Here is a 22415-nt window from a genome sequence, read left to right on the forward strand (position 1 = left end):
CCCCCCCCCCCCCCCCCCCCCCCCCCCCCCCCCCCCCCCCCCCCCCCCCCCCCCCCCCCCCCCCCCCCCCCACTACCTGGTGTGGCGGCATCCGGCACAATAGGCACCCCCTGATGCCGCGCTCGTACTGCCATGACCGACCTTGCCCCGCAGACTCCCATCGAAACCCTGCTCAAGGCCGCGATGGACGGAACAGTGCCGATCCGGGCATTCATGGAGGCCTTCGTTGCTTCCCAGGTGGTGCTGCTGACGGGCAGCCTGGTCACGCCCGATGGGAGTGGCTTCGATCCGCTGCTGTTCGACAAGCAGGGCACCCTGCACGTGGCCGTGTTCACCGATCCGGCGCGGGTGGGCATCTACAGCCAGCAGGCCGAGCATCAGGTCCGCTGGCTGATGCTGGACGTGCTGCGCCGCGTACCGGGCGGCTACGGCGTGGTGATCAACCCGGGTACTACGCTGGGCTTCGAGATCTCGCCCAGCGGCGTCGGCGAGATCCTGAAGGACTTCTCGCAGGGCTGAGGTGCATATCGCCGGGGAGCCGATCCCATGCACGGTTGGATTGATTGCAACGATTTGCAGTGACTGCAGGGGTGAAGCATGCTTTCCTGAAGGACGATCAGGACAGCGAGGTTACCCATGGAGTTCAGGATGCTGGCGCCGGCAGCGCCGGAGTGCGAGCAGCTGGCGCAGTGGTATCACGCGCAGTGGGGAAAGGATGCAGGCTTCACTCTGGAAGATGAGCGTCTGCGGCTGCGCAAGCCCAAGGACGCGCAGGGATTCCCGCATCTGCTGGCGGCAATCGACGATGGGCAGGTGGTCGGCGCCGTTCAGCTCAAGCGCGGTGAGATGCCCGGTTTTCCCGAGTATGAGCACTGGCTGGGAAGCGTGTATGTGGCCGACAGCCAACGCGGGCGAGGGTTGGCCAGCACGCTTGTCGAACACGCAGTGAAGCAGGCCCGGTCGATGGGCATATCGCAGCTCTACCTGCAGACCGAGTCGCTGGACGGTGGTCTGTATGCGCGATTGGGGTGGAAGCCCGTTGTCGAGTCCGACACGCGTGGCTTCCCGGTGCTGGTGATGGTCCGCGGGTTGAGCGCATGAGCACCGCCTCGGCCCGCCATTCCCGTCTTGCCCTGGTCTTCCTGATCGGCGCCATCGTCGCAGCCCTCATCGCCGCGCCATTGCTGAGCGCGGTCGGCATCGTGCAGTGGCCGGTGTTCGTCATCGCCTGGCTGATCAATCTTGGCGCTGCCTGGCATCTGGGCGTTTGGGCAGGGCTGCAGGGCCGTTCGGAGTTTGCCTTCATGTTGCTGGCTGCACTCGGCACCGTGGCGTCGATCGTGATCTACGTGCTGCTGGCGGTGCTGGGGCCGAAGGCCGGTTCGCAGGGCCCCGCAGCGTAGCCCAGGGCGTCAACCGGGCATTACGGCATCCACGCCGCGCATGGATGCATTCCAGTAGATCCACGCCATGCGTGGATGCCGTAGGAGATCGGTGCCGGCCCGAAGGCCGGCACCGCCACTCACATCACATCGTCACCTTGCGCCGGTTGTCTTCGCTCACCCGGTCGATCAGCTTGTTGTACGGATCGAAACCGGCCTCGTCCGGCTTGGCATCCACCGTCACCGTGATCGTCGGCGCTGCCGTGGTGATGTGATGGCGCTGCAGGTACAGCACCTTCTGGTCGCGTTCCTTGCCCGAGGGACCATTGGCGAACACGCCGATCTCGACCCAGTCGTCCAGCGTGGCCGGCGTTTCCTTGCCCTGGCCATCGGCATGGACCTTGGCGGCGTGCAGCTTCAGGGTGACGTCGTAGCGGCCATCGGCACGCTTGCGCGCGCTGGCGGTCTCCAGCCGGTTGTCGTACAGCGTAATCTTCTCGAACAGATCGGTCAGCAGCTGCTGGCGGTCGGCCGGTGTCTCCGCACGCAGGTAGTCCAGCAGCTCCCGCGAGGTGGTGTACGGCGGCTGCTGGTAGCCCTTGTCTTGCAGGAAGCGCTGCAGGGCGCGGTTCAGCGCCTGTTCGCCGATTTCCTCACGCAGGCGGTAGAACACCAGCGAACCCTTGCGATAGTGGATGTACTGCTGGTTCTCCACCCGTTCCAGCGGCAGTTCCTCGATGCGCTCGCCGCCCCGGCCGGCCAGGTAGCGGTCCAGTTCGGTCTTCAGGAACTGGCGCATGTGCGCGCGGCCGTACTCCTTTTCCATCACCATCAGCGCCGAGTACTGCGACAGCGATTCGGACAGTACCGTGGCGCCCTGCACGTTGGCACCGATCACCTGGTGCGCCCACCACTGGTGTGCGATCTCATGCGCGGTGACGTAGAACACGTAGTCCACCTTGTCCGGGTCACGCAGGTCGGCGATGAAGCCGATCGACTCGGAGTAGGGGATGGTGTTGGCGAAGGACTGGGCAAAGCTCTGGTAGCCCGGGAACTCGATGATGCGCACCTGGCGGTGCTGGTAGGGCGTGAAGTTCGCCTCGTAGTAGGCCAGCGACTTCTGCACCGCTTCGATCATGCGGTCCACGTTGTAGGCATGGGCCGGGTCGAAGTACACCTCGATCGGAATGTCCTTGTACATGGCCTTCTTCACCTGCCAGCGCGCCGACAGATAGGCGTAGAAGTTGAGCATGGGCCGGTCCATCGCATAGCTGAAGCAGCGGCGGCCGTTCACGGTGGTCTCGTGCTGCAGGTAGCCCGGGGCCAGCGCGACCTGGTCCGGTGCGGTGCAGATGGTGGTACGGAAGTCCAGCCAGTCGGCGTCGTCGGAGATGTAGGTGTTGGCACGTGCTGCTTCATCCTCCAGCTTCGGCATGCGGGTCGGCTCACCCAGCCCGCGCTTGCGCCGTTCGTTGCGGTCCTCCAGCTCGCCGCGCGGGTCGTAGCCGAATGACGGCAGCAGGGTGCTGTTGAAGAACGAGCCGTTGTCCACGATGTTGCTGGGTGCCTGGCCGGCGGTGATGCCCTTGGGTCGTTGTTCGACGCGGAAGTGCACCTGGCGCTGCTCGCCGGGTCGCAATGGCGTGGCCAGGCGGTAGATGCGGTAACCCAGGTCGACATCATGGAAGGCCAGGGTCTGCCCGCCCAGGTCGACCTTGACCAGATTGCGGTCATCGCCCATCGCGATGTGGATGTCACTGATCGGGGCAGCGTGGGTGTTGCGCACCGTCCAGTCGGCATCGATGACCATCGACTGGGTTTCCGGATGCAGGGCCACGCGGTTGTCGACGGCGATGATGCGCGGTTGCGGCAGGTTCCTGTACTTGGACAGCTCGCGCTCGTAGCGCACCTGCAGGTCGCGCTGCTGGTCGGGAGACAGGAATTCATTGCGGATGTTGGTGCTCCAGTACAACCATCCGCCGAGTGCGACAAAGCCGAGCAGGGATACGGCAAATCCCGCGCCGGTCGGACCGCGCAGGCGACGTGCCGCCAGCTTCAGCCGGTCACGCGCATTGGCGCCGACGCCGCGCACCCAGAACGCGGAGGCAAGGAACAGCAGCGCGGCCAGCAGCAGGCCCCAATAGGCCTGGAAGACCAGCTGCCCAGGCAGGAAGTGGCCGTAGCCGTTCATGTCCGAGTACGGGGCGTTGGGCCAGTTGCCGAAGTTGTACAGGTTCTGGGTGTAGTCCAGCAGGCCCAGCGCGACCTGCGCGATCATCACCACGATCAACAGCGCGTAGCCGAAGAACTTGTTGTTGGTCAGGACCTGCAGGACCAGCGCCATGCCGCCCATCAGCACGTAGAACACCGAACCGAGGGCCAGCACCTTCAGGTACAGCAGCGGCTCCAGGTGGGTGTAGCCCTGCACCAGCTGCATGGCCATCGACACCACCGCACCGATGGCCTGGAAGCAGGCGACGATCACCACCAGGGTGGTCAGCCGGGCCAGCAGCGGTACCCAGTTGGGTACGGGCATGGCGTCGTTGACTTCGTTCAAGCGGACCGCGCGCTCCTTCCAGACCAGTTCGCCGGAATAGAACAGCACGATGATCACCAGCAGCCAGCTGTAGGCGCCCTGCAGGGCCGACAGCATTTCGGTAGTGACCGGCCAGATCGGCGTGCCATAGACCGCGCTCTGGTGCAGGGCGGCGGGGATGAAGTTGGCCAGGCCCAGCACCAGCAGCACGATGAACGGCACCCCGCGCAGGACGCCGAGGGTGTCAAAGCGCACCTGGCGCACGAACTGGTGCCAGCCGGTTGCCGCGCTGAAGCGGGGGCGCACGCGCGGCGCGGTGATCGCCGCCGGTCGCGGCGCATCGGCGCTGGCCACGGCCTGGCGACGGCCCCAACGCCTGCGTCCACTGCCGGTACGCTCGGTGCGGAACAGAGCGAAGGTGGCGGTGAACAAGACGGCGGCCACGCCCAGCCACAGGGCACGGTTGGCCAGCAGGTAGCCCGCCACCTCGGGCAGGCGGGTGTTGCTCTGCTCGGCGGCCCAGTAGCGGACCGTGCGGCCGAGCGCGCGCATGCCCAGTGGCTCGGTCAGCGTGGCGACCCAGACGTTGTCGATATCGCTCAGCAGCGAGGCACTCACGCCATACAGCACGAAGTAGCCGATCAGGCCGATGTAGACCCACAGGATCGAGCGCGTCAGCGCCGCCAGCAGCGACAGCAGGGCGGTGGTGAACAACACGTTGGGCAGCACGATCCAGGAGAAGGTCCAGGCATAGCTGGCCAGCGAAACCGGGCCGACGCGGGCCTTGTCCACCCAGGGCATGAACGGCCCCAGGAAGATGCCCAGCGCGATGATCAGGTAGACCACCAGGCTGGCGCAGATGGCTGCCAGGATGCGTCCGGCCAGGTAGTCGCGGCGCTTGATCGGGCTTGCGAAGATCAGCTCCGAGGTGCCCAGCTCGAAGTCGCGCAGCAACGCATTGCTGACGAACAGGGTGGACACCAGCATGCCCATCATGGTGAAGATGCCCATGAAGCGCGCGATGACGATCGGCGCATTGCTGTGCACGTTGTTGACGCCGCCGCCGATCTGTACGGCTTCGGAGGAGGCGGCGGCGAAGGCCAGCGCGGCGAACAGGAACGCCAGCAGCCACAGCAGCGGCGAACGCAGCTGCTCGCGCAGCTCGAAGCGGAAGAAGGTGAGGATCATGGTGTGCTCCGCTCAGGCTGCACGGGCACGCGCCTGCAGGCGCAGGCGCTGGAAGTACACATCCTCGAGATCGGGGGCCACTGCAGTGAAGCCATCACCGGGGTCGCTGGCGCTGTGCACGTGGATCACCGGGCGGCCGCCGACCAGGCGCGAGGACAGCACCGTGTAGCGCGCCTCGTGGTCGGCCAGTTCGGAAGGCTCCACCTGCTTGCGCCAGACCTGCTGCTGCAACGCCTCGATCGCATCGGTGGGGCGACCGGTCAGCAGCACCTGGCCCTTGTTCATGATCGCCATGGTGGGGCACAGGTCGGTCACGTCCTCGACGATGTGGGTGGACAGGATCACCGCCACGTTCTCGCCGATGGCCGCCAGCAGGTTGAGGAAGCGGTTGCGCTCTTCCGGATCAAGGCCGGCGGTGGGCTCGTCGACGATCACCAGGCGCGGGTCGCCCAACAGCGCCTGGGCGATGCCGAAGCGCTGGCGCATGCCGCCGGAGTAGGTGCCCAGCTTGCGCTTGCGTGCATCCCACAGGTTCACCTGCTGCAGCAGGCCATCGACCACCTCGCGGCGCTGACCGCGCTGGGTCAAGCCCTTCAGTACGGCAAAGTGTTCCAGCAGGTCCAGTGCGCTGACCTTCGGGTACACCCCGAAATCCTGCGGCAGGTAGCCCAGGCGGCGGCGCACGGCATCCTTGTCGCGCAGCACGTCGATCGGCGACTCACCCGGAATGCTCAGGGTGGCACTGCCGCTGTCGGCCTCCTGCAGGGTGGCCAGCGTGCGCATCAGCGAGGATTTCCCCGCGCCGTTGGGCCCGAGCAGGCCAAACATGCCGCGGGGAATATCCAGTGTGACCCCGTTCAACGCGTGTACGCCGTTGGCGTACGTCTTGGACAGCGAATCGATCTTCAGCATGCGACGTACACCTTTCCGTGTGTTGATCTGCTGTTTATCGCGCTGAACGGGGGCGGCGTCATGCCCCTTTGGTCATGGTGCCCCAGACGATGGCCGTCCCAACGGGTGGGGGCTGGATATACTCGTTCACGCTCCGACGCGGAAAAGGACATCCGGTGCGCATCGCATTCTGGTCAAGCTGGTTGCTGTTGATCTCCCTCAGTATCGGGTTGGCGCTGGCGCTGGCGCTGGCCGATTTCCGTACTGCCACGCATTACGCATCCGCACCGCTGCTGCTGGAACCGGGCACGCAGCTGACGCTGGAAACCGAGCGGCTGTTGCCGGGGCGGCCGCAGCTGTCGTTGACGTTCCAGCGTCCCCCGCCGGACTACGACCAGCCGGACCCCGTGCTTGGCAACTGGCAGAACAGTCAGCACGCCGGTTTCCTGCGCTTCCGCACGCCCGGCGAGCCGATCAGGCTGAAAGTCGAGCATGACGGTCGGCACGCGATCTATCGGGCCATGCCGGTCAGTTCGCATGGCTCGGGTGAGGTGACGCGCGAATTTACGCCGGACGAACCCAGCGCATCGCCCACCGATTTCCAGTGGCCGCCACTGGCCTCGCCGCTTACGCTGGGTGCTGGCAACCTGCACCTGAAGATCACCGTTGTGGAGGTCGGGCCTGGCCTGCGCGGAGAAACCGCGACACTGGGCCTGGAACCGGGCCTTCAGATGAAAGTGACTGACGCGGACTACGGTTGGTTGTGGCTGCTGTTTATCGTCAAACCAGCGCTGCAACTGCTGCTGGCGCTCTATGCGATGGTGATGCTGGCGTGGAGCTGGCGCAGGGGGCGCACTTGGTGGCGGGGCAGAGCTGGCGCCGTGAAAGCTTCCTGAATGCGTTAACAGCGGTGCGCTGGATCACACAATGCGTCGACAGGGGCGCCGATAGGCTTTCCCCCTCAAACGTCGACGTCGATGCAGGCACGCATGCGGATCACAACCGGAATTGAAGGACTGGACAGCATCATTGGCGGCGGGCTGCCGCAGGCGCGGCTGTACCTGCTTGAGGGGCCGCCGGGCTCCGGCAAGACCACGCTGTCCCTGCAGTTCCTGCTGGAAGGCCTGCGGCGCGGCGAGCGCTGCCTCTACATCACCCTGTCCGAGACCGCCGAGGAGCTGCGCGAAGTCGCGTTGGCGCACGGCTGGTCGCTGGACGGTCTGAACCTGTTCGAGCTGGGTTCGGCCGAAGGGGCAATGGGCAATGGCCGCCTGCAGTCGGTGCTGCATTCGTGGGAAATGGAGCTGGACGAGACGGTCAACCTGATCATGTCCAAGGTGGACAGCATCGGGCCGACCCGGGTGGTGTTCGATTCATTGTCGGAACTGCGCCTGCTGGCGCAGGATTCGCTGCGCTATCGTCGGCAGATCCTCGCACTCAAGCAGTTCTTCGCGCCCAAGAGTGCGACGGTTTTCCTGGTGGACGACCTGACGTCCACCGGCGATGAGCGCGACGGCCAGCTGCACAGCCTGTGCCACGGCGTGGTCTCGCTGGAACGCCTGACCCTGGACTTCGGCCCTGCGCGGCGCCGCATGCAGGTGCAGAAGCTGCGGGGCGTCGATTTCGTTGCCGGCTACCACGACATGGTGATCCGTCGCGGTGGCGTGCAGATCTTCCCCCGCCTGATCGCCTCGGAACATCACGGACGGTTCGTCGGAACGCCCATCAGCAGCGGCGTGGCCGAGATCGACCGGCTGCTGGGCGGCGGTCCGTTGCGCGGTACCTCCACCCTGTTGACCGGCCCGGCCGGCAGCGGCAAGACCAACGTGGCGCTGCAGTATGTGTGGGCGGCCTGCGAGCGCGGCGAGCGCAGCTGCATCTTCGAGTTCGACGAGCGCGTGGGCACGCTGCTGGCACGCGCTTCGGCGCTGGATATCGATCTGGACAAGCATCTGCGCTCCGGCATGCTGGAGATCCTGCAGATCGACCCGGCCGAATTGTCGCCCGGGGAGTTCTCCTGGAACCTGCGCAAGTCCGTGGAGGAGCGCAACTGCCGTGTGCTGGTGATCGACAGCCTCAACGGCTACGTGACCGCCATGCCGCAGGAAAAACAGCTGATGCTGCAGCTGCACGAGATGCTGTCCTACCTCAATCAGAAGGGCGTGGCGACCTTCATGATCAACCCGCAGCATGGGCTGGTCGGCACCATGTCCACCGGCAGCCTCAATGTGTCCTACATCGCTGATGCGGTGGTGCTGTTCCGCTTCTTCGAAGCGAAGGGACGCATCCGCAAGGCGATCTCGGTGATCAAGAACCGCGGCGGTGCGCATGAAGACACCATCCGCGAACTGAAGATCGACGGGCGCGGCATCACGGTCAGTGCCGCATTGGCCGATTTCCAGGGCATCCTCACCGGCACGCCGGAGTTCGTCGGCGACAGCGCAGCGCTGCTGGGCCAGTCCGATGTCCGATAGCGATGAGGGCGGCACCGTTGTCCGTATCGTCGCTCCCTTCGGCCGTGATGCCGACAGCATCGCGGCGGTGCTGGCCGGCGCAGGGTTGAGGACAGGCATCGCGCCAAGCCTGGAAGTGCTGGCTGAGCAACTCGATGACTGCACCGGGCTGGTGGTGGTGACCCAGGAAGCGGTGGCACGCGGTAGCGAGGTACTGCTGCAGGCGCTGCAGCAGCAGCCGGCCTGGTCGGACATTCCGTTCATCCTGCTGCGCTCGGCGCGTTCCTACCGGCGTTCCACCCGTGAACCGTTGTTGCCCGGCTCGATCAACGTAGTGGAGATGGACCGGCCATTGGGCAGCATGTCGTTGCTCAGCGCTGTGCAGGGCGCGCTGCGCGCGCGCGGCAAGCAGTTCGTGGTGCGCGACCAGGTCACCGCATTGGCCGATGGCCGTGCGGCGCTGGCGCGCAGCGAGTCCGAGTTGCGCTTGATCGCCGATGCAATGCCGGTGCTGATCGCATTCGTGGACCGCTCGCTGTGCTTCCGCTTCGCCAACAAGGCCTATGAAAACTGGTTCGAACTGGCTACCGGCGAAGTGATCGGCACGCATGTGCGCGAGGTCATCGGCGAGACCGTATGGCAGCAGCGTCGCCCGGCGATGGAAGCCGCGTTGGCCGGTCGCGAGGCCATGTTCGAGATCGTCTGGCCACATCGCGTGTATGGGCGCCGTGACTGCGAAGTGCGTTACTCGCCGCGCCGCAATAGCGAGGGGCGCATCGACGGCTTCCACGTATTCGTCACCGATATCACTGCGGCCAAGCTCGCCCTTGCCAGCAGCCAACAGCACGCGCACGCGCTGGAGGCGATGGTGGCCGAGCGCACCCGTGAACTGGAAGCGCAGATGGCGGCGCGCGAGGCCAGCGACGCTGCATTGCGGCAGTCACAGAAGATGGAGGCGATCGGCCAGTTGACCGGCGGCATCGCCCACGATTTCAACAACATGCTGACCGGCATCCTGTCCGCGTTGGACATCGTCCGGCTGCGCCTGGACATGGGCCGGGTCGACGACCTCGAGCGTTTCCTGGACACCGCCACCGCCTCGGCCCAGCGTGCCGCGGCACTGACCCAGCGCCTGCTGGCGTTCTCCCGGCGGCAGTCGCTGGATGCGCGTCCGGTGGAGCTCAACACGCTGCTGGTTTCGGTGCAGCACCTGCTGCACAGCACCCTGGGCGAGGCGGTGCGCATCCACGCCGAACCCTCGCCGCTGCCCTTGCACGCCACGCTGGATGCCAACCAGTTCGAGAGCGCGCTGCTGAACCTGGCCATCAACGCGCGTGATGCGATGCCGGACGGCGGCGATCTGACTCTGCGTGCCTCGTCGGTAAGCGTAAGGGAAGGCCAGTACACGGCCGTGCCTGCCGGTGACTACGCACTGGTGGAGGTGGCCGACACCGGTGCCGGCATGGCGCCGGAAGTGGTCGAGCGCGCCTTCGAGCCCTTCTTCACCACCAAGCCCATCGGCAAGGGAACGGGGCTGGGCATGTCGATGGTGTACGGCTTCATGCAGCAGTCCGGTGGCCACATCGCCATCCAGTCCAATGTCGGCGAGGGGACGACGGTGCTGCTGTTCATTCCGTTGTCGGAGGCCGTTGTGGAAGACGCGCCTGCACCTTCGCAGCCGATCCGGCGCGGCGCCGGCCAGTCCATCCTGGTGGTGGAGGATGACGAGCAGGTACGGATGCTGGTGACGGTGGTGCTGGAAGACCTGGGCTACCACGCGCAGGTGGTGGGTGATGCCGATGCGGCGATCCCCATCCTCACTTCGGCGCAGAGCATCGATCTGCTGGTCACCGATGTCGGGCTGCCGGGGCTCAACGGGCGCCAGCTGGCGGAGATCGCGCGGCAAACGCGGCCGGCGCTGCCGATCCTGTTCATGACCGGCTATGCGGAAAAGGCACAGGAGCGCGCGGCCTTCCTCGATGAAGGCATGGCGATGATCGCCAAGCCCTTCCTGCTGGATGAGTTCAGCATGGCGGTACGCACGGCCATGCCGGGCGGCGCGTAGCGATGCAGGTCCTGTAGAGCCGGGCCATGCCCGGCTGTCGTCGGCCTTGCGTCCCACGCATGCATGCCGGGCATGGCCTGGCGCCACCGAAGGGCTACGCGCGCAGCGAGGACTCGCGCACCACCAGCTTCACCGGAATGCTCTGGCCTTCCACCGGCTGCCGGCCGATCAGCGCCAGCAGCTTCTCCACCAGCAGCTGGCCGGCCTGCTTGGTGTCCTGCTGCACGGTGGTCAGCGGCGGCGACACCGAGGCTGCCAGCGGGATGTCATCGAAGCCGGTCACCGCCACGTCCTGCGGCACCCGCAGGCCCTGCTCGCGCAGCGCGCGCACCGCGCCGATGGCGATAAGGTCGCTGGCCGCGCAGACCGCATCGATGGAACGGTCCTGGGCCAGCAGTGACAGGCACGCCTCATGCCCGGACGCCTCGGTGGTGATCGCATCGTGCTGCAGCGCAGGGTCGGCGGTCAGGCCATGCGCACGCAGCGCCTCGACGTGGCCGCGATAGCGCTCCTGGAATTCCGGATAATGGCTGGAGGCATGGCCGAGGAAGGCGATGCGGCGGCAGCCCTGTTCCAGCAGGTGGGCGGTGATGTCATGCCCGCCCTGGAAGTTGTCGCTGCCGATCGACACCCCCGGCTGGCCGGGCAGGGCCGCGCCCCAGCGCACGAAGTGGGTGCCTTGTTCCACCAGCCGCTGCAGGCGGTCGCGCGACTGGTGGTAGTCGCCATAGCCGAGCAGGATGATGCCATCGGCCTTGTTGCTGTCTTCGTAATCGGCCTGCCAGTCGGTGGACAGCTGCTGGAAGGACACCAGCAGGTCCTGCCCATGCAGCGCGCAGGCGCGGGTGATCGACCCCAGCATCGAGTGGAAGAACGGGTTGATCAGCGAGTCGTCGTTGGTCGGGTCCTCGAAGAACAGCAGGGCCAGCGTGCCGGCATTGCGCAGGCGCAGGCTGGAGGCATTCTTGTCGACCTTGTAGTTCAGCTCGCGGGCGATGCGCAGGATGCGCTCGCGGGTCTCGGCGTTGACCATCGGGCTGCCGCGCAGGGCCCGCGACACCGTGGGCTGGGAGACCCCGGCCAGGTGGGCGATGTCCAGGGAGGTGGCTTTGCCTTTGATGGTCATGGGGGCCGGCAGGGAAATGATCGGGGAATGATGCCATGGGGCGCCGATGGGCTGGCGCCGCGCGCCGGGGCAGGGCGCGCGCAGTGCCCTGCCCAGGGGGCTGCAGGCCGGATTCCGGCCATGGCCGGGGGCTTTCCCGACCCAGGTGTCGGCCGAGGGGATGGTAAGATGACCCGTTCTCGTATTCCCCCAAATTTCCCGGGGGCGACCCCAGCGCTCTGCACCCCCGCCCGGGGACGTGCTATCACTGGCGGCCTGCCCCTGGACAACGGACGAAGGTACCTATGGCGCGCGGCATCAACAAAGTCATCCTGGTCGGCAACCTCGGCAACGACCCGGACGTGAAGTACACCCAGAGCGGCATGGCGATCACCCGCATCAGCCTGGCTACCACCAGCGTCCGCAAGGACAAGGATGGCAACCAGCAGGAACGTACCGAATGGCACCGCGTGGTGTTCTTCGGCAAGCTCGGCGAGATCGCCGGCGAGTACCTGCGCAAGGGCAGCTCGGTGTACGTCGAAGGCAGTCTGCGTTACGACAAGTACACCGGCCAGGACGGCGTGGAGAAGTACTCCACCGACATCGTCGCCGATGAAATGCAGATGCTGGGCGGCCGCGGTGAAGGCGGCGGTGGCGGCGGTGGCAACTTCGCTGGCGGCGAGCGCCCGCAGCGCCAGCAGGCCCCGCGCCAGGAATACGGCGGCGGTGGTGGTGGCAACCAGCGTGGCGGCCAGGGCGGTGGTTACAACCAGGGCGGCAACCAGGGCGGTGGCTACGGCCAGCAGCGTCCGCAGCAGCAGCCGCAGCAGTCGGCGCCGCCGATGGATGACTTCGCTGACGACGATATTCCGTTCTGATCGAACGCTCGTTCGCAGCAGAAAAGAAAGCCCCGCTCATGCGGGGCTTTCTTTTTCTGCGATTCCTGCGGAGTTGTGCCTCGCAGCATTGATTTTCGTGCACCGCGACTTGCAAACAGACAATTGCCTCCCCTATGGTGCAATCGATTGCATTGCCGTGAATCGTTGCGTTTGATACCGGTTGGGAGGCCGGCAGGTGGATGTCCATCCATTCGATCAGACCGGCCCCGGGCCTCACGCGGCGCGATGCGCTGCGCATGGCGGCCGCTGCGAGCCTTGGCTTGGGGGTGGCGGGCGTTCTGCCTGCGTTTGCCGCCACTGCGCCGCTCAAGGGCAACCTGAAGCACTCCGTGGCCCGCTGGACCTTCCCGCAGCTGTCGCTCGCCCAGCTCTGCGCGACGGTAAAGGACATCGGTTTTGCCGCGATCGACCTGGTGGGCCCGGAGGATTGGCCCACGCTGAAGGCCCACGGCGTATACAGCTCGATGTGCAACGGCGCGGAGCTGGGCCTTACCAAAGGCTTTGCCGGCCGTGAGTTCCACGATGAGCTGGTGGAGCGCTACACGCGGCATATCGACCTGGTGGCCGATGCCGGTTACCGCAACCTCATCTGCTTTTCCGGCAACCGCAACGGCATGGACCCGCAGGAGGGCATGGCCAATGCCGAGGCCGGCCTCAAGCGCATCCTCGGGCACGCCGAGAAACGTGGCGTGGTGCTGGTGATGGAGCTGCTGAACTCCAGGGTCGATCATCGCGACTACCTGTGCGACCACTCCGCCTGGGGCGTGGAGCTGTGCCAGCGGCTCGGCTCGGACAACTTCGGCCTGCTGTACGACATCTATCACATGCAGATCATGGAGGGCGACATCATCGCCACCATCGGCAGGCATCACGCCTGTTTCAAGCATTACCACACCGCGGGCGTGCCGGGCCGGCACGAGATCGGGGACCAGCAGGAACTCAATTACCCCGCCATCTGTCGCGCGATCCGCGACACCGGTTTCGATGGGTATCTGGCGCAGGAATTCATGCCTGTGGCACCGGATCCCGTCGGTTCGCTGCGCGAGGCCATCCGCCTCTGCGACGTCTGAAACGATATCCACCAGGTGAGAGATCCATGGCAGACAATCATTACGACGCCATCGTTGTTGGCTCGGGAATCAGTGGCGGTTGGGCGGCGAAGGAACTGACCGAGAAGGGCCTGAAGGTCCTGATGCTGGAACGCGGACGCAACATCGAGCACGTCAAGGACTACGTCAACGCGATGAAGGAGCCGTGGGATTTCCCGCATCGCAACCGGCCTACACAGGCGATGAAGGCCGCCTTCCCGGTGCTGATGCGCGACTACGCGCTGGCCGAGAACCTGCAGGGCATGTGGGCCGACGAACAGGAATCGCCGTACATCGAGACCAAACGATTCGACTGGTTCCGCGGCTACCACGTGGGTGGCCGTTCGCTGATGTGGGGCCGTCAGAGCTATCGCTTCTCCGACCTGGATTTCGAAGCAAACCTCAAGGACGGCATCGCCACCGACTGGCCGATCCGCTACGCCGACATCGCACCTTGGTACGACCATGTGGAGAAATTCGCCGGCATCGCCGGTACGCGCGAAGGGCTGGACGTGCTGCCGGACGGTGAGTTCCTGCCGCCGATCCCGTTGAACATCGTCGAAAAGGACGTGGCCGCGCGGATCAGGAAGGCCTTCGGCGGAACCCGGCACATGATCCACTCGCGCACGGCGAACATCACCAAGCCGATGCCCGAGCAGGGCCGCGTCAACTGCCAGTACCGCAACAAGTGCATCCTCGGCTGTCCCTTCGGTGCCTATTTCTCCACCCAGGCGGCGACACTGCCAGCGGCGATGAAGACCGGCAACCTGACCTTGCGGCCGTTCTCCATCGTCAAGGAAGTGCTCTACGACAAGGACCGCAAGCGGGCGCGGGGCGTGGAGATCATCGACGCAGAGACCGGCCAGACCTACCAGTACACGGCCAAGGTCATCTTCCTCAACGCCTCCTCCTTCAACTCGACCTGGCTGCTGATGAACTCGGCCACCGATGTGTGGGAGGGTGGGCTGGGCTCATCGTCGGGTGAGCTGGGACACAACGTGATGGACCATCATTTCGGCGCGGGTGCCTCCGGCCGGGTCGAAGGCTTCGAGGACAAGTACTACTTCGGCCGTCGTCCCTGCGGCTTCTACATTCCCCGCTTCCGCAACGTGGCCGCTGACAAGCGCGGCTACCTGCGCGGTTTCGGCTACCAGGGCGGTGCCAGCCGCACGGGGTGGTCGCGCGAGATTGCCGAGCTGAACATCGGCGCCGACCTGAAGGAGGCGCTGACCGTGCCCGGTGACTGGCGCATCGGCATGACCGGCTTCGGTGAAATGCTGCCGCACCACGACAACACGATCCGCCTGGACCGGGACCGCAAGGACAAGTGGGGTCTGCCAGTGCTGGCGATGGATGTATCCATGCGCGCCAACGAACTGGCCATGCGCAAGGACATGGCCGCCGATGCCGCCGAGATGCTGGAGGCCGCCGGCGTCAAGGACGTGGAGATGCACGACAACGACTACGCCCCGGGCAAGGGCATCCATGAGATGGGGACTGCGCGTATGGGACGTGACCGGAAGAGCTCGGTATTGAACGCGCACAACCAGGTCTGGGATGCGCCCAACGTCTATGTGACCGACGGTGCCTGCATGACCTCCAGCGCGTGCGTGAACCCGTCGCTGACCTACATGGCGCTGACCGCGCGGGCCGCCGACCACGCCGTGCGCGAACTGAAAGCGGGGAACCTCTGATGGACCGCCGCGAACTGCTGAAGATGATCGTCGCCGCCACCGGCGCGGCGATGATCGGCCTGCCCGCGCTCGGTCAGGCACAGGCTCCCGCCGCAGGGGCGAAGACACTGTTCTCCGACGCGGATGTCGGCACGCTGGACGAGATCGCCGAGACCATCCTGCCGCGCACGAAAACGCCGGGGGCGAAAGACGCAGGCGCCGGTGCGTTCATGGCGACGTTCGTCAGCGACTGCTACACCGCCCGACAGCAGGCGACGTTCCGTGCTGGCCTGGCCGATATCGACAAACGCGCCGGCGGCCGCTTCGTTTCACTTGCGCCGCAGGCCCGCACTGAACTGCTGCGCGCGCTGGATGCAGAGGCCAGGAAGCACGCGGTCGAGGTGACCGAAACCGGCACCGCCGAGGCAGGAGAACCGATGCCGCATTACTTCACGATGTTCAAGCAGCTCACCATCTTCGGTTTCTTCACCTCCAAGGTCGGTGCGACCGAGGTTCTGCGTTACGTCGCCGTGCCCGGCCGCTACGACGGCGACCTGGCCTATGTTCCCGGCACGCCCGCATGGGGGACCAGCTGATGGATCACGCCATGAAGATCGCGCCGCTATTGATCGCCGCCGGCGTGCTCGCCGCTGCACCGGCGTTCGCGCAGGCCAGCACCGATCTCGCGCGCGACCCGGCGAAGACCGAGGTGTGGACGCCCGTGCCTGCAACCGTGGCCACGCCGACGGGCAAGGCGCCGTCCGACGCCATCGTGCTGTTCGACGGCAGGGATGCCTCCGCCTGGGAGTCGGAGCAGGGCGGGCGTGTGCCCTGGACCGTCGCCGACGGCGCCATGACCATCGTGCCGGGCAGCAAGGGCATCCGCACCAAGCAGCGCTTCTGCGATATCCAGCTGCATGTCGAGTGGCGCACACCTGTCGAGACCAAGGGTTTCGACGGCCAGAACCGGGGCAACAGCGGCATCTTCCTGCAGGAACTTTACGAGCTGCAGGTGCTGGACAGCTACAACAACCCGACCTATGCCAACGGCCAGGCCGGCTCCATCTACAAGCAGGCCATGCCGCTGGTGAACGCCTCGCGTGCACCGGGGCAGTGGCAGGCCTACGACATCCTCTGGAAGGCGCCGCGCTTCTCGCCGGGCGGTGGGCTCATCTCGCCCGCGCGCATCACCGTGCTGCACAACGGCGTGCTGGTGCAGGACCACACCGTGCTGGCGGGCAGGACCGAGTACATCGGCCCGCCCTCGTATTCACCGCATGCGTGCGCGCCGATCCATCTGCAGGAGCACGACGCCAAGGTCAGCTACCGCAACATCTGGGTGCGCGAGCTGTAACGCTGGCGGCCTATTTCGCCAGATAGCTGGTGATGTCGTCGATCTCCTGTTGCGACAGCTGGGAGAACGGCGGCATCAGTCCGCCGCCCTTCCTGATCTTGTCCTTGATCTGCGCGGCATCCAGGCGCTTGCCGATGTCGGTGAGCGCGGGGAATGCGCCCGGCATGCCGGCGCGATCGGCACCATGGCAGGCCGTGCAGTTCGCTGTGTAGAGCTTTGCGCCGGCTGCAGGGTCGTCCTTGGACCATGCCTTGGTTGCCAGCATCGCCGCACAGAGAATCACAGCCACTTTCAGCATCGTTTTCAATCAGGACTCCTTCGCGTACTAGCGCTGCGCGCTGGCTGGCAGGCGGGGGGACAGGTGTTCACGCAGGTAGTCCGCGCCGGTCTGGATGACCTTGGCCGGATCGCGTGGCTGGTCGTGCTCGAGGATGTACCAGTGCACGCCGGCCGCTGCGGCGGCTGGCAGGATCGCGCGCCAGTCCAGCACACCCTGGCCGACGGCAGCGAAGCCGCCCTCGTCTTCGGCCTGGCTCTTGGCTGCATTGTCCTTGGCGTGTACCGCGAACAGGTGGCCGCGGAACTTGCCGAGCATCACCGCCGGGTCCAGGCCCGCACGCGCGACCCAGGCCAGGTCCAGCTCGGTCTGCAGGTCCGGCCCGGCCGCCGCGAACAGCAGTTCCAGGCCGGTCCGGCCATTGAAGTCGACCAGTTCGAAGTCATGGTTGTGGTAGGCCAGGCGCATGCCCTTGGCCCGTACCTGCTTGGCGATCGCGCCCAGTTCCTTGCCCAGCGCGGTCCAGCCTGCGGCATCGGTCGGCCGATCCTTCGCGTCCAGGTAAGGCACCACCAGGGTGGTGTTGCCGATCGACCGGTTGAAGGCCACCACGCCGTCCAGATCCTTGCGCAGCTCGGCCAGTTGCACGTGCGAGGAAATCGCCCTGATCGAATACCGGTCCAGCAACTGCTTGAGTTCGCTGGCGCTGACGCCCTGCGTGCCCACCGTTTCCACCGCATCCACGCCGGCGTCGTGGACGATCTTCAACTGCTGGTCGAGCGGGCCGGCGTTGCGCAGTGTGTACATCTGCACGGCGATGGGCTTGTGCGGGCTGGCGGCTTCGTGTGCCAGGACGGGCAGGGCTGCGAACAGCAGCAGGGCGAGGGTGGCAGTTCTGCGGGCAGGCGTGTTCATCATGAGATGCTCCCGGGGTTCAACCGATGGCGGTCCAGGCACGGGTCCTGGCCGAGGTGATGACGCGGTCGACGATCAGCGCCGAGCGCACGCCGTCTTCGAAGGTGGGCAGGCCATCCGGTCGCTCGCCTTCGATGGCGCGATAGGTGTCGGCGACGAATGCCTCGAAGCAGTGGCCGTAGCCCTGCGCGTGCCCGGCCGGCAACAGCGATAGCCGGCGCTGTTCGGCACTGCCGGCGCCCGGCCCGCGCACGAAGACTTCCTCGCGCTGGTCGGGCTTGCCGATCCACAGGCGCTCGGCATCTTCCTGGTTGAACGCCACACTGGCCCTGGCACCATCAATCTCGAACCAGAGACGGTTGTGGCGTCCGGCCGATACCTGGCTGACCGTCAACGATGCCAGCGTCCCGGCGCCAGTACGGAACATCGCCGCGGCCACGTCCTCGCTGGTGACCGCCTGCATCGCGCCACCGGCCGCTGCTGTGGTGAAGCTCTGCCCGGTGTCGGTGCTGCGTTCGGCGATCACCGTGTCGAACGCCGCGCTGACCTCGGTGAAGCGCTCGCCGCTGACCCATTCCACCAGGTCACACCAGTGCGAGCCGATGTCGGCGAACACGCGCGAGGCGCCGCCCAGCGCCGGGTCCACGCGCCAGTTGTTGCTGGCCGGGTCCAGCAGCCAGTCCTGCAGGTAGCTGCCGTGGATGAGGTGCAACGGCCCCAGTTCGCCATGGGCGATGCGTGCGCGCGCCTCGCGGACCACCGGGTGGTAGCGGTAGATGAAGGGCACCGTGGCGACCAGCGCGTTGGCGGTAGCCAACGCCGCCAGCGCGCGGGCGTCTTCCAGCGTGGTGGCCAGCGGCTTCTCGCAGACCACGTGCTTGCCGGCTTCCAGTGCGGCCTGTGCCATGGGGCGGTGCAGGTGGTTGGGCGTGCATACGTGCACAACCTGCACCTGTGGATCGGCGACCACCTCCTCGATGTCCCGATAGGCACGCGGGACACCCCACGCCTGCGCCACGTCGCGTGCGCGCTGCGGAGAAGAGGCGGCCACGCCACGGATGTCGGCACCCGCCAGCAGCGCCGCGCGACGGTGCACGGCACCGATCATTCCCGTGCCGACGATGGCGATTCCAGGCTTTGGCATCAGGTAGGGTCCTCAGGGCGTGGAAGGTGCGGCCGCAACCACTGGCCGGTCGCGGAAAAGCAGCAGGAAGGCGATCAGCACGAGCAGCGCGACCCCTGCCGGGAACAGCCAGATCTGCTGCCAGTCCGGACCGGCTGCCGTGGTGAAGTGCTCCACCACCGCGCCGGACAGGAACGTGCCGATCAGCATGCCCACGCCATACGTGGCCAGGGTGATGAATCCCTGCGCGCTGCTGCGCGCGGCCGGGCCGGCATGCGCATCGGTGTAGATCTGGCCGGTGACGAAGAAGAAGTCGTAGCAGATGCCGTGCAGCACGATGCCGATCACCAGCAGCGAGAAGCCGCCGCCCGCATCGCCAAAGGCGAACATGACGTAACGCACGACCCATGCGGCCATGCCCACCGCCAGCATCGTCTTCACCCCCAGGCGCACGAACAGGAACGGCATGGCCAGCATCAGCAGGACTTCGGAGACCTGTCCCAGCGACTGCAGGCCCGCCGCGCCGCGCACGCCCAGATCGTTGAGATACGGGTTGGTGAAGTTGTAGTAGAACGCCAGCGGGATGCAGATCGCGATGGACGCCAGGAAGAACACCAGGTACGAGCGTGACTTCAGCAGGCGCAGCGAATCCAGCCCCAGGATCTGCCCCAGCCCGGCATCGCGCTGCTGTGCCAGCGGCGGGGTGTGCGGCAGGGTGAACGCATACAGGCCCAGCGCCAGCGACGCCATCGCCGCCATCCGGAAGGTCAGCTCGAGCCGGTGCGCCTGTTCCCAGCCCAGCCAGCCGATCAGCACGCCTGCCACGATCCAGCCGACGCTGCCGGCCACCCGCACCAGCGGGAACTGTTTCTCGGGCGACTGCATGTGCCGCATCGCCACGCTGTTGGCCAGTGCCAGCGTCGGCATGAACAGCAGCATGTAGCCCATGACGCAGGCGGAGAACATGCTGAAGCTGGTTGCGGTGGACGCCAGCCACATCAGCACTGCGCCAGCCAGGTGCAGGACCGCAAGGATGCGCTGCGCCGCGAAGTAGCGGTCAGCGATCAGGCCAACCAGGAAGGGCGCGACGATGGCACCGATGGACTGGCTGAGGAAGGCCGTCGCCACCTGGCTTGCGCTGGCCTGCAGCGGGCCCTGCACCAGATAGGTTCCCAGGGTGACGAACCATGCCCCCCAGATGAAGAACTGCAGAAACATCATCGCGCCCAAGCGCGACATGGTGTGCGTCATGGCTTGCCCTCCCAGGCAGTGATGTCTCAGATCCCGAGCATGCGGCGCAGTGATCCGGGATCGGTGCCGCTGTCGGCAAAGTCGTCGAAGGCGCGTTCGGTCACGCGGATGATGTGGTCGCGGATGAAGGTGGCTCCTTCCCGTGCACCGTCTTCCGGGTGCTTCAGGCAGCACTCCCATTCCAGCACTGCCCAGCCGGGGAAGTCGTACTGGGCGAATTTCGAGAAGATCGCCTTGAAGTCGATCTGCCCATCGCCGAGTGAACGGAACCGCCCCGGACGATCGATCCAGTCCTGGTAGCCGCCATACACGCCACTGCTGGCACTGGGGTGATATTCCGCGTCCTTGACGTGGAAGATGCTGATGCGATCGTGGTAACGGTCGATGAAGCCGAGGTAGTCCATCTGCTGCAGCAGCAGGTGGCTGGGGTCGTACAGGATTTTCGCGCGGGGATGGTGGTCCACCACGTCGAGGAAGCGCTCGAAGGTCGCGCCGTCATGCAGGTCCTCGCCGGGATGGATCTCGAAGCACAGGTCCACGCCGCAGGCGTCAAAGGCATCCAGGATCGGGCGCCAGCGTCGGCCGAGTTCGGCGAAGGCTTCGTCCACCAGCCCGGGTGGCCGCTGCGGCCAGGGATAGAAGTAAGGCCAGGCCAGTGCGCCGGAGAACGTGGCATGCGCGGTCAGCCCCAGGCGTTGGCTGGCCTTGGCGGCCAGCAGCAGCTGCTCCACCGCCCAGGCCTGGCGGGCGGCCGGATCGCCACGCTTGTCCGGCGGCGCGAATCCGTCGAACAGGCTGTCATAGGCCGGATGGACGGCAACCAGCTGCCCCTGCAGGTGGGTGGACAGCTCGGTGATCTGCAGGCCATGTCCGCCCAGCATGCCGCTGACATCGTCGCAGTACGCCTGGCTACGCGCCGCCTCGGCCAGATCGAACAGGTGGGGCGCGCTGGTCGGCACTTGTACGCCAGAATAGCCCAGCCCCGCGGCCCATCCGGCCAGCGTGTCCAGCCGATCAAAGGGAGGTGTGTCGCCGATGAACTGCGCCAGGAACAGCGCTGGACCCTTGAGCGTCTTCACGTTGATTCGCCCTCGATGCAATCGATTGCATTATCCTAGCAGGGGCATTCGAAAGACCCGTTGTGCACTGCACAGCGAAAGGAAGAGGTAGCGCCATGGCCACCATCTACGACATCGCAAGGCACGTCGGCGTCTCCGCAGGCACGGTGTCGCGAGCGCTTTCCCGGCCGGACAAAGTGCTGCCGGCTACTCGCGCGCGCATCGAGCAGGCCGCTGCTGCGCTGGGCTACGTGCCCAACACGGTGGCCAGGACACTCAAGACCCAGCGCAGCGGCAAGATCCTGGTCACCGTGCCGGACATCGCCAACCCGTTCTTCGCGCAGATCCTGCAGGGCGCGGAGGATGCGGCGCAGGCCGTTGGCTACGCCGTCCTGCTGGGCGACACCCAGAACCTGCCCGAGCGCGAGGAGCGCTACGCGCAGATGCTCCGGCGCAACGAGGCCGATGGTCTGATCGTGCTGGGGCATCGCCTGCCGCCGACGGCGCGGGAGATTGTCCAGCAACGAGGTGCCGCTGCACCGGTGGTCAATGGCTGCGAGTTCGATCCCGCGCTGGGCATCCCCAGCGTCCACATCGACAACGCGGCCGCCGCGCGCGCTGTGATGGAGCACCTGTACGGACTGGGGCACGAGCGGATCGCCGTGGTGGGCGGACCGCCCGACAATCCCCTGCACACGCAACGGCTGGAAGGCGTGCGCGCCGCCGGCAGGGCGCGTGGCCGCCTGCGCCACCTCAGCGTCGTGCCGGGTGACTTTTCCGTGGAGTCCGGCCATGCGGCCGCGATGGCGCTGCTGCCGCCCGCAACCGCACCCACCGCGATCTTCTGCTTCAGCGACCAGATGGCGCTGGGTGCGCTGGCAGCCTGCCGTGACCTGGGCATCCGCGTGCCGGATGACGTCTCCATCGTCGGCTTCGACGACCTGGCGTCATCGCGTTACCTCACGCCTCCGTTGACGACCATCAGGCAACCGATGCGGGAGATCGGTGAGCGCGCGGTCAACCTGCTGCTCGCCATCATCGAACAGGTCGATGTACCGCTTCAGCAGACGCTGGATTTCAGCGTGATGCTGCGGGGTTCGACGGCCCCGCCCAAGGGTCGCTGAGGCAAGGGCAGGGCGGCGGGATGCCGCGCTTTG

20 protein-coding genes are annotated in these 22415 nt (G+C 66.3%); 12 read left to right on the forward strand and 8 right to left on the reverse strand.

Features of this window, described 5'->3' with window-relative positions; all coding sequences use genetic code 11:
- Positions 1–132 precede the first annotated feature (132 nt).
- The 3 genes from AC3WTC_RS12260 (at position 133) to AC3WTC_RS12270 (ending at position 1403) form a co-directional block, all read left to right on the forward strand.
- Positions 133–519: an SseB family protein gene (locus AC3WTC_RS12260; protein WP_025873957.1), complete on the forward strand. Its 387-nt coding sequence runs from the start codon at positions 133–135 to the stop codon at positions 517–519.
- A 117-nt stretch (positions 520–636) separates the two neighbouring features.
- Positions 637–1101 (forward strand): GNAT family N-acetyltransferase, encoded by a 465-nt coding sequence (locus AC3WTC_RS12265; protein ID WP_032975876.1) that lies wholly within the window; start codon positions 637–639, stop codon positions 1099–1101.
- Positions 1098–1403: a hypothetical protein gene (locus AC3WTC_RS12270; protein WP_033830565.1), complete on the forward strand. Its 306-nt coding sequence runs from the start codon at positions 1098–1100 to the stop codon at positions 1401–1403. Before AC3WTC_RS12265 ends, AC3WTC_RS12270 begins: the two co-directional genes overlap by 4 nt.
- A gap of 124 nt (positions 1404–1527) precedes the next feature.
- Here AC3WTC_RS12270 and AC3WTC_RS12275 read toward each other — a convergent pair whose 3' ends face one another.
- The gene (locus AC3WTC_RS12275) at positions 1528–5106 is read right to left on the reverse strand and encodes an ABC transporter permease/M1 family aminopeptidase (RefSeq protein WP_492711512.1); all 3579 of its coding nucleotides are present in this window, start codon (positions 5104–5106) and stop codon (positions 1528–1530) included.
- A gap of 12 nt (positions 5107–5118) precedes the next feature.
- Positions 5119–6018, reverse strand: coding sequence for an ABC transporter ATP-binding protein (locus tag AC3WTC_RS12280; protein WP_059063355.1), 900 nt, complete (start codon positions 6016–6018; stop codon positions 5119–5121).
- A 155-nt stretch (positions 6019–6173) separates the two neighbouring features.
- Between AC3WTC_RS12280 and AC3WTC_RS12285 the strand changes: the two genes are divergently transcribed.
- From AC3WTC_RS12285 to AC3WTC_RS12295, 3 genes are all read left to right on the forward strand, one after another.
- Entirely contained in the window at positions 6174–6893 is a 720-nt protein-coding gene (locus AC3WTC_RS12285) for a hypothetical protein (RefSeq protein WP_492711513.1), read from the forward strand.
- 81 nt (positions 6894–6974) lie between these two features.
- The gene (locus AC3WTC_RS12290) at positions 6975–8471 is read left to right on the forward strand and encodes an ATPase domain-containing protein (RefSeq protein ID WP_492711515.1); all 1497 of its coding nucleotides are present in this window, start codon (positions 6975–6977) and stop codon (positions 8469–8471) included.
- Positions 8461–10515, forward strand: a complete 2055-nt coding sequence (locus tag AC3WTC_RS12295) for an ATP-binding protein (RefSeq protein WP_492711516.1) — start codon at positions 8461–8463, stop codon at positions 10513–10515. The genes AC3WTC_RS12290 and AC3WTC_RS12295 overlap by 11 nt, the downstream gene beginning before the upstream one ends.
- A gap of 94 nt (positions 10516–10609) precedes the next feature.
- Here AC3WTC_RS12295 and AC3WTC_RS12300 read toward each other — a convergent pair whose 3' ends face one another.
- Complete coding sequence (locus AC3WTC_RS12300) at positions 10610–11641, reverse strand: LacI family DNA-binding transcriptional regulator (RefSeq protein ID WP_032975883.1); 1032 nt, start codon at positions 11639–11641, stop codon at positions 10610–10612.
- A gap of 284 nt (positions 11642–11925) precedes the next feature.
- On the opposite strand from AC3WTC_RS12300, the gene AC3WTC_RS12305 reads away from it, so the two are divergent.
- From AC3WTC_RS12305 to AC3WTC_RS12325, 5 genes are all read left to right on the forward strand, one after another.
- Complete coding sequence (locus AC3WTC_RS12305; RefSeq protein WP_033830569.1) at positions 11926–12498, forward strand: single-stranded DNA-binding protein; 573 nt, start codon at positions 11926–11928, stop codon at positions 12496–12498.
- Positions 12499–12698: 200 nt separating this feature from the next.
- Positions 12699–13589 carry a hydroxypyruvate isomerase family protein gene (locus AC3WTC_RS12310; RefSeq protein ID WP_492711518.1) on the forward strand — a complete coding sequence of 297 codons (891 nt, stop codon included), beginning with the start codon at positions 12699–12701 and terminating at the stop codon, positions 13587–13589.
- 26 nt (positions 13590–13615) lie between these two features.
- Complete coding sequence (locus AC3WTC_RS12315) at positions 13616–15301, forward strand: GMC oxidoreductase (protein ID WP_492711519.1); 1686 nt, start codon at positions 13616–13618, stop codon at positions 15299–15301.
- Complete coding sequence (locus AC3WTC_RS12320; RefSeq protein WP_492711521.1) at positions 15301–15876, forward strand: gluconate 2-dehydrogenase subunit 3 family protein; 576 nt, start codon at positions 15301–15303, stop codon at positions 15874–15876. The genes AC3WTC_RS12315 and AC3WTC_RS12320 overlap by 1 nt, the downstream gene beginning before the upstream one ends.
- Positions 15861–16634, forward strand: coding sequence for a 3-keto-disaccharide hydrolase (locus tag AC3WTC_RS12325; RefSeq protein WP_492711523.1), 774 nt, complete (start codon positions 15861–15863; stop codon positions 16632–16634). The genes AC3WTC_RS12320 and AC3WTC_RS12325 overlap by 16 nt, the downstream gene beginning before the upstream one ends.
- 10 nt (positions 16635–16644) lie before the next feature.
- Here AC3WTC_RS12325 and AC3WTC_RS12330 read toward each other — a convergent pair whose 3' ends face one another.
- From AC3WTC_RS12330 to AC3WTC_RS12350, 5 genes are read right to left on the reverse strand one after another with little or no spacing between them, the layout of a single operon-like run.
- Positions 16645–16932: a c-type cytochrome gene (locus AC3WTC_RS12330; RefSeq protein ID WP_492711551.1), complete on the reverse strand. Its 288-nt coding sequence runs from the start codon at positions 16930–16932 to the stop codon at positions 16645–16647.
- A 27-nt stretch (positions 16933–16959) separates the two neighbouring features.
- Positions 16960–17826, reverse strand: coding sequence for a sugar phosphate isomerase/epimerase family protein (locus AC3WTC_RS12335; protein WP_492711524.1), 867 nt, complete (start codon positions 17824–17826; stop codon positions 16960–16962).
- 19 nt (positions 17827–17845) lie between these two features.
- Complete coding sequence (locus tag AC3WTC_RS12340) at positions 17846–18970, reverse strand: Gfo/Idh/MocA family protein (RefSeq protein ID WP_223482083.1); 1125 nt, start codon at positions 18968–18970, stop codon at positions 17846–17848.
- Positions 18971–18982: 12 nt separating this feature from the next.
- On the reverse strand, positions 18983–20200 hold the full coding sequence (locus AC3WTC_RS12345; RefSeq protein ID WP_025873936.1) for a nucleoside permease: 1218 nt from the start codon (positions 20198–20200) through the stop codon (positions 18983–18985).
- Between the two features lie 26 nt (positions 20201–20226).
- A complete protein-coding gene (locus AC3WTC_RS12350; RefSeq protein WP_394122910.1) occupies positions 20227–21279 on the reverse strand; it encodes a sugar phosphate isomerase/epimerase family protein in 1053 nt (350 codons plus the stop codon).
- Positions 21280–21374: 95 nt separating this feature from the next.
- Here AC3WTC_RS12350 and AC3WTC_RS12355 point away from each other — a divergent pair, with 95 nt between their 5' ends.
- Positions 21375–22382 (forward strand): LacI family DNA-binding transcriptional regulator, encoded by a 1008-nt coding sequence (locus AC3WTC_RS12355; protein ID WP_080149451.1) that lies wholly within the window; start codon positions 21375–21377, stop codon positions 22380–22382.
- Positions 22383–22415: the final 33 nt, after the last annotated feature.

The sequence above is a fragment of the Stenotrophomonas sp. FW305-C-20-S1 genome (assembly GCF_058783335.1).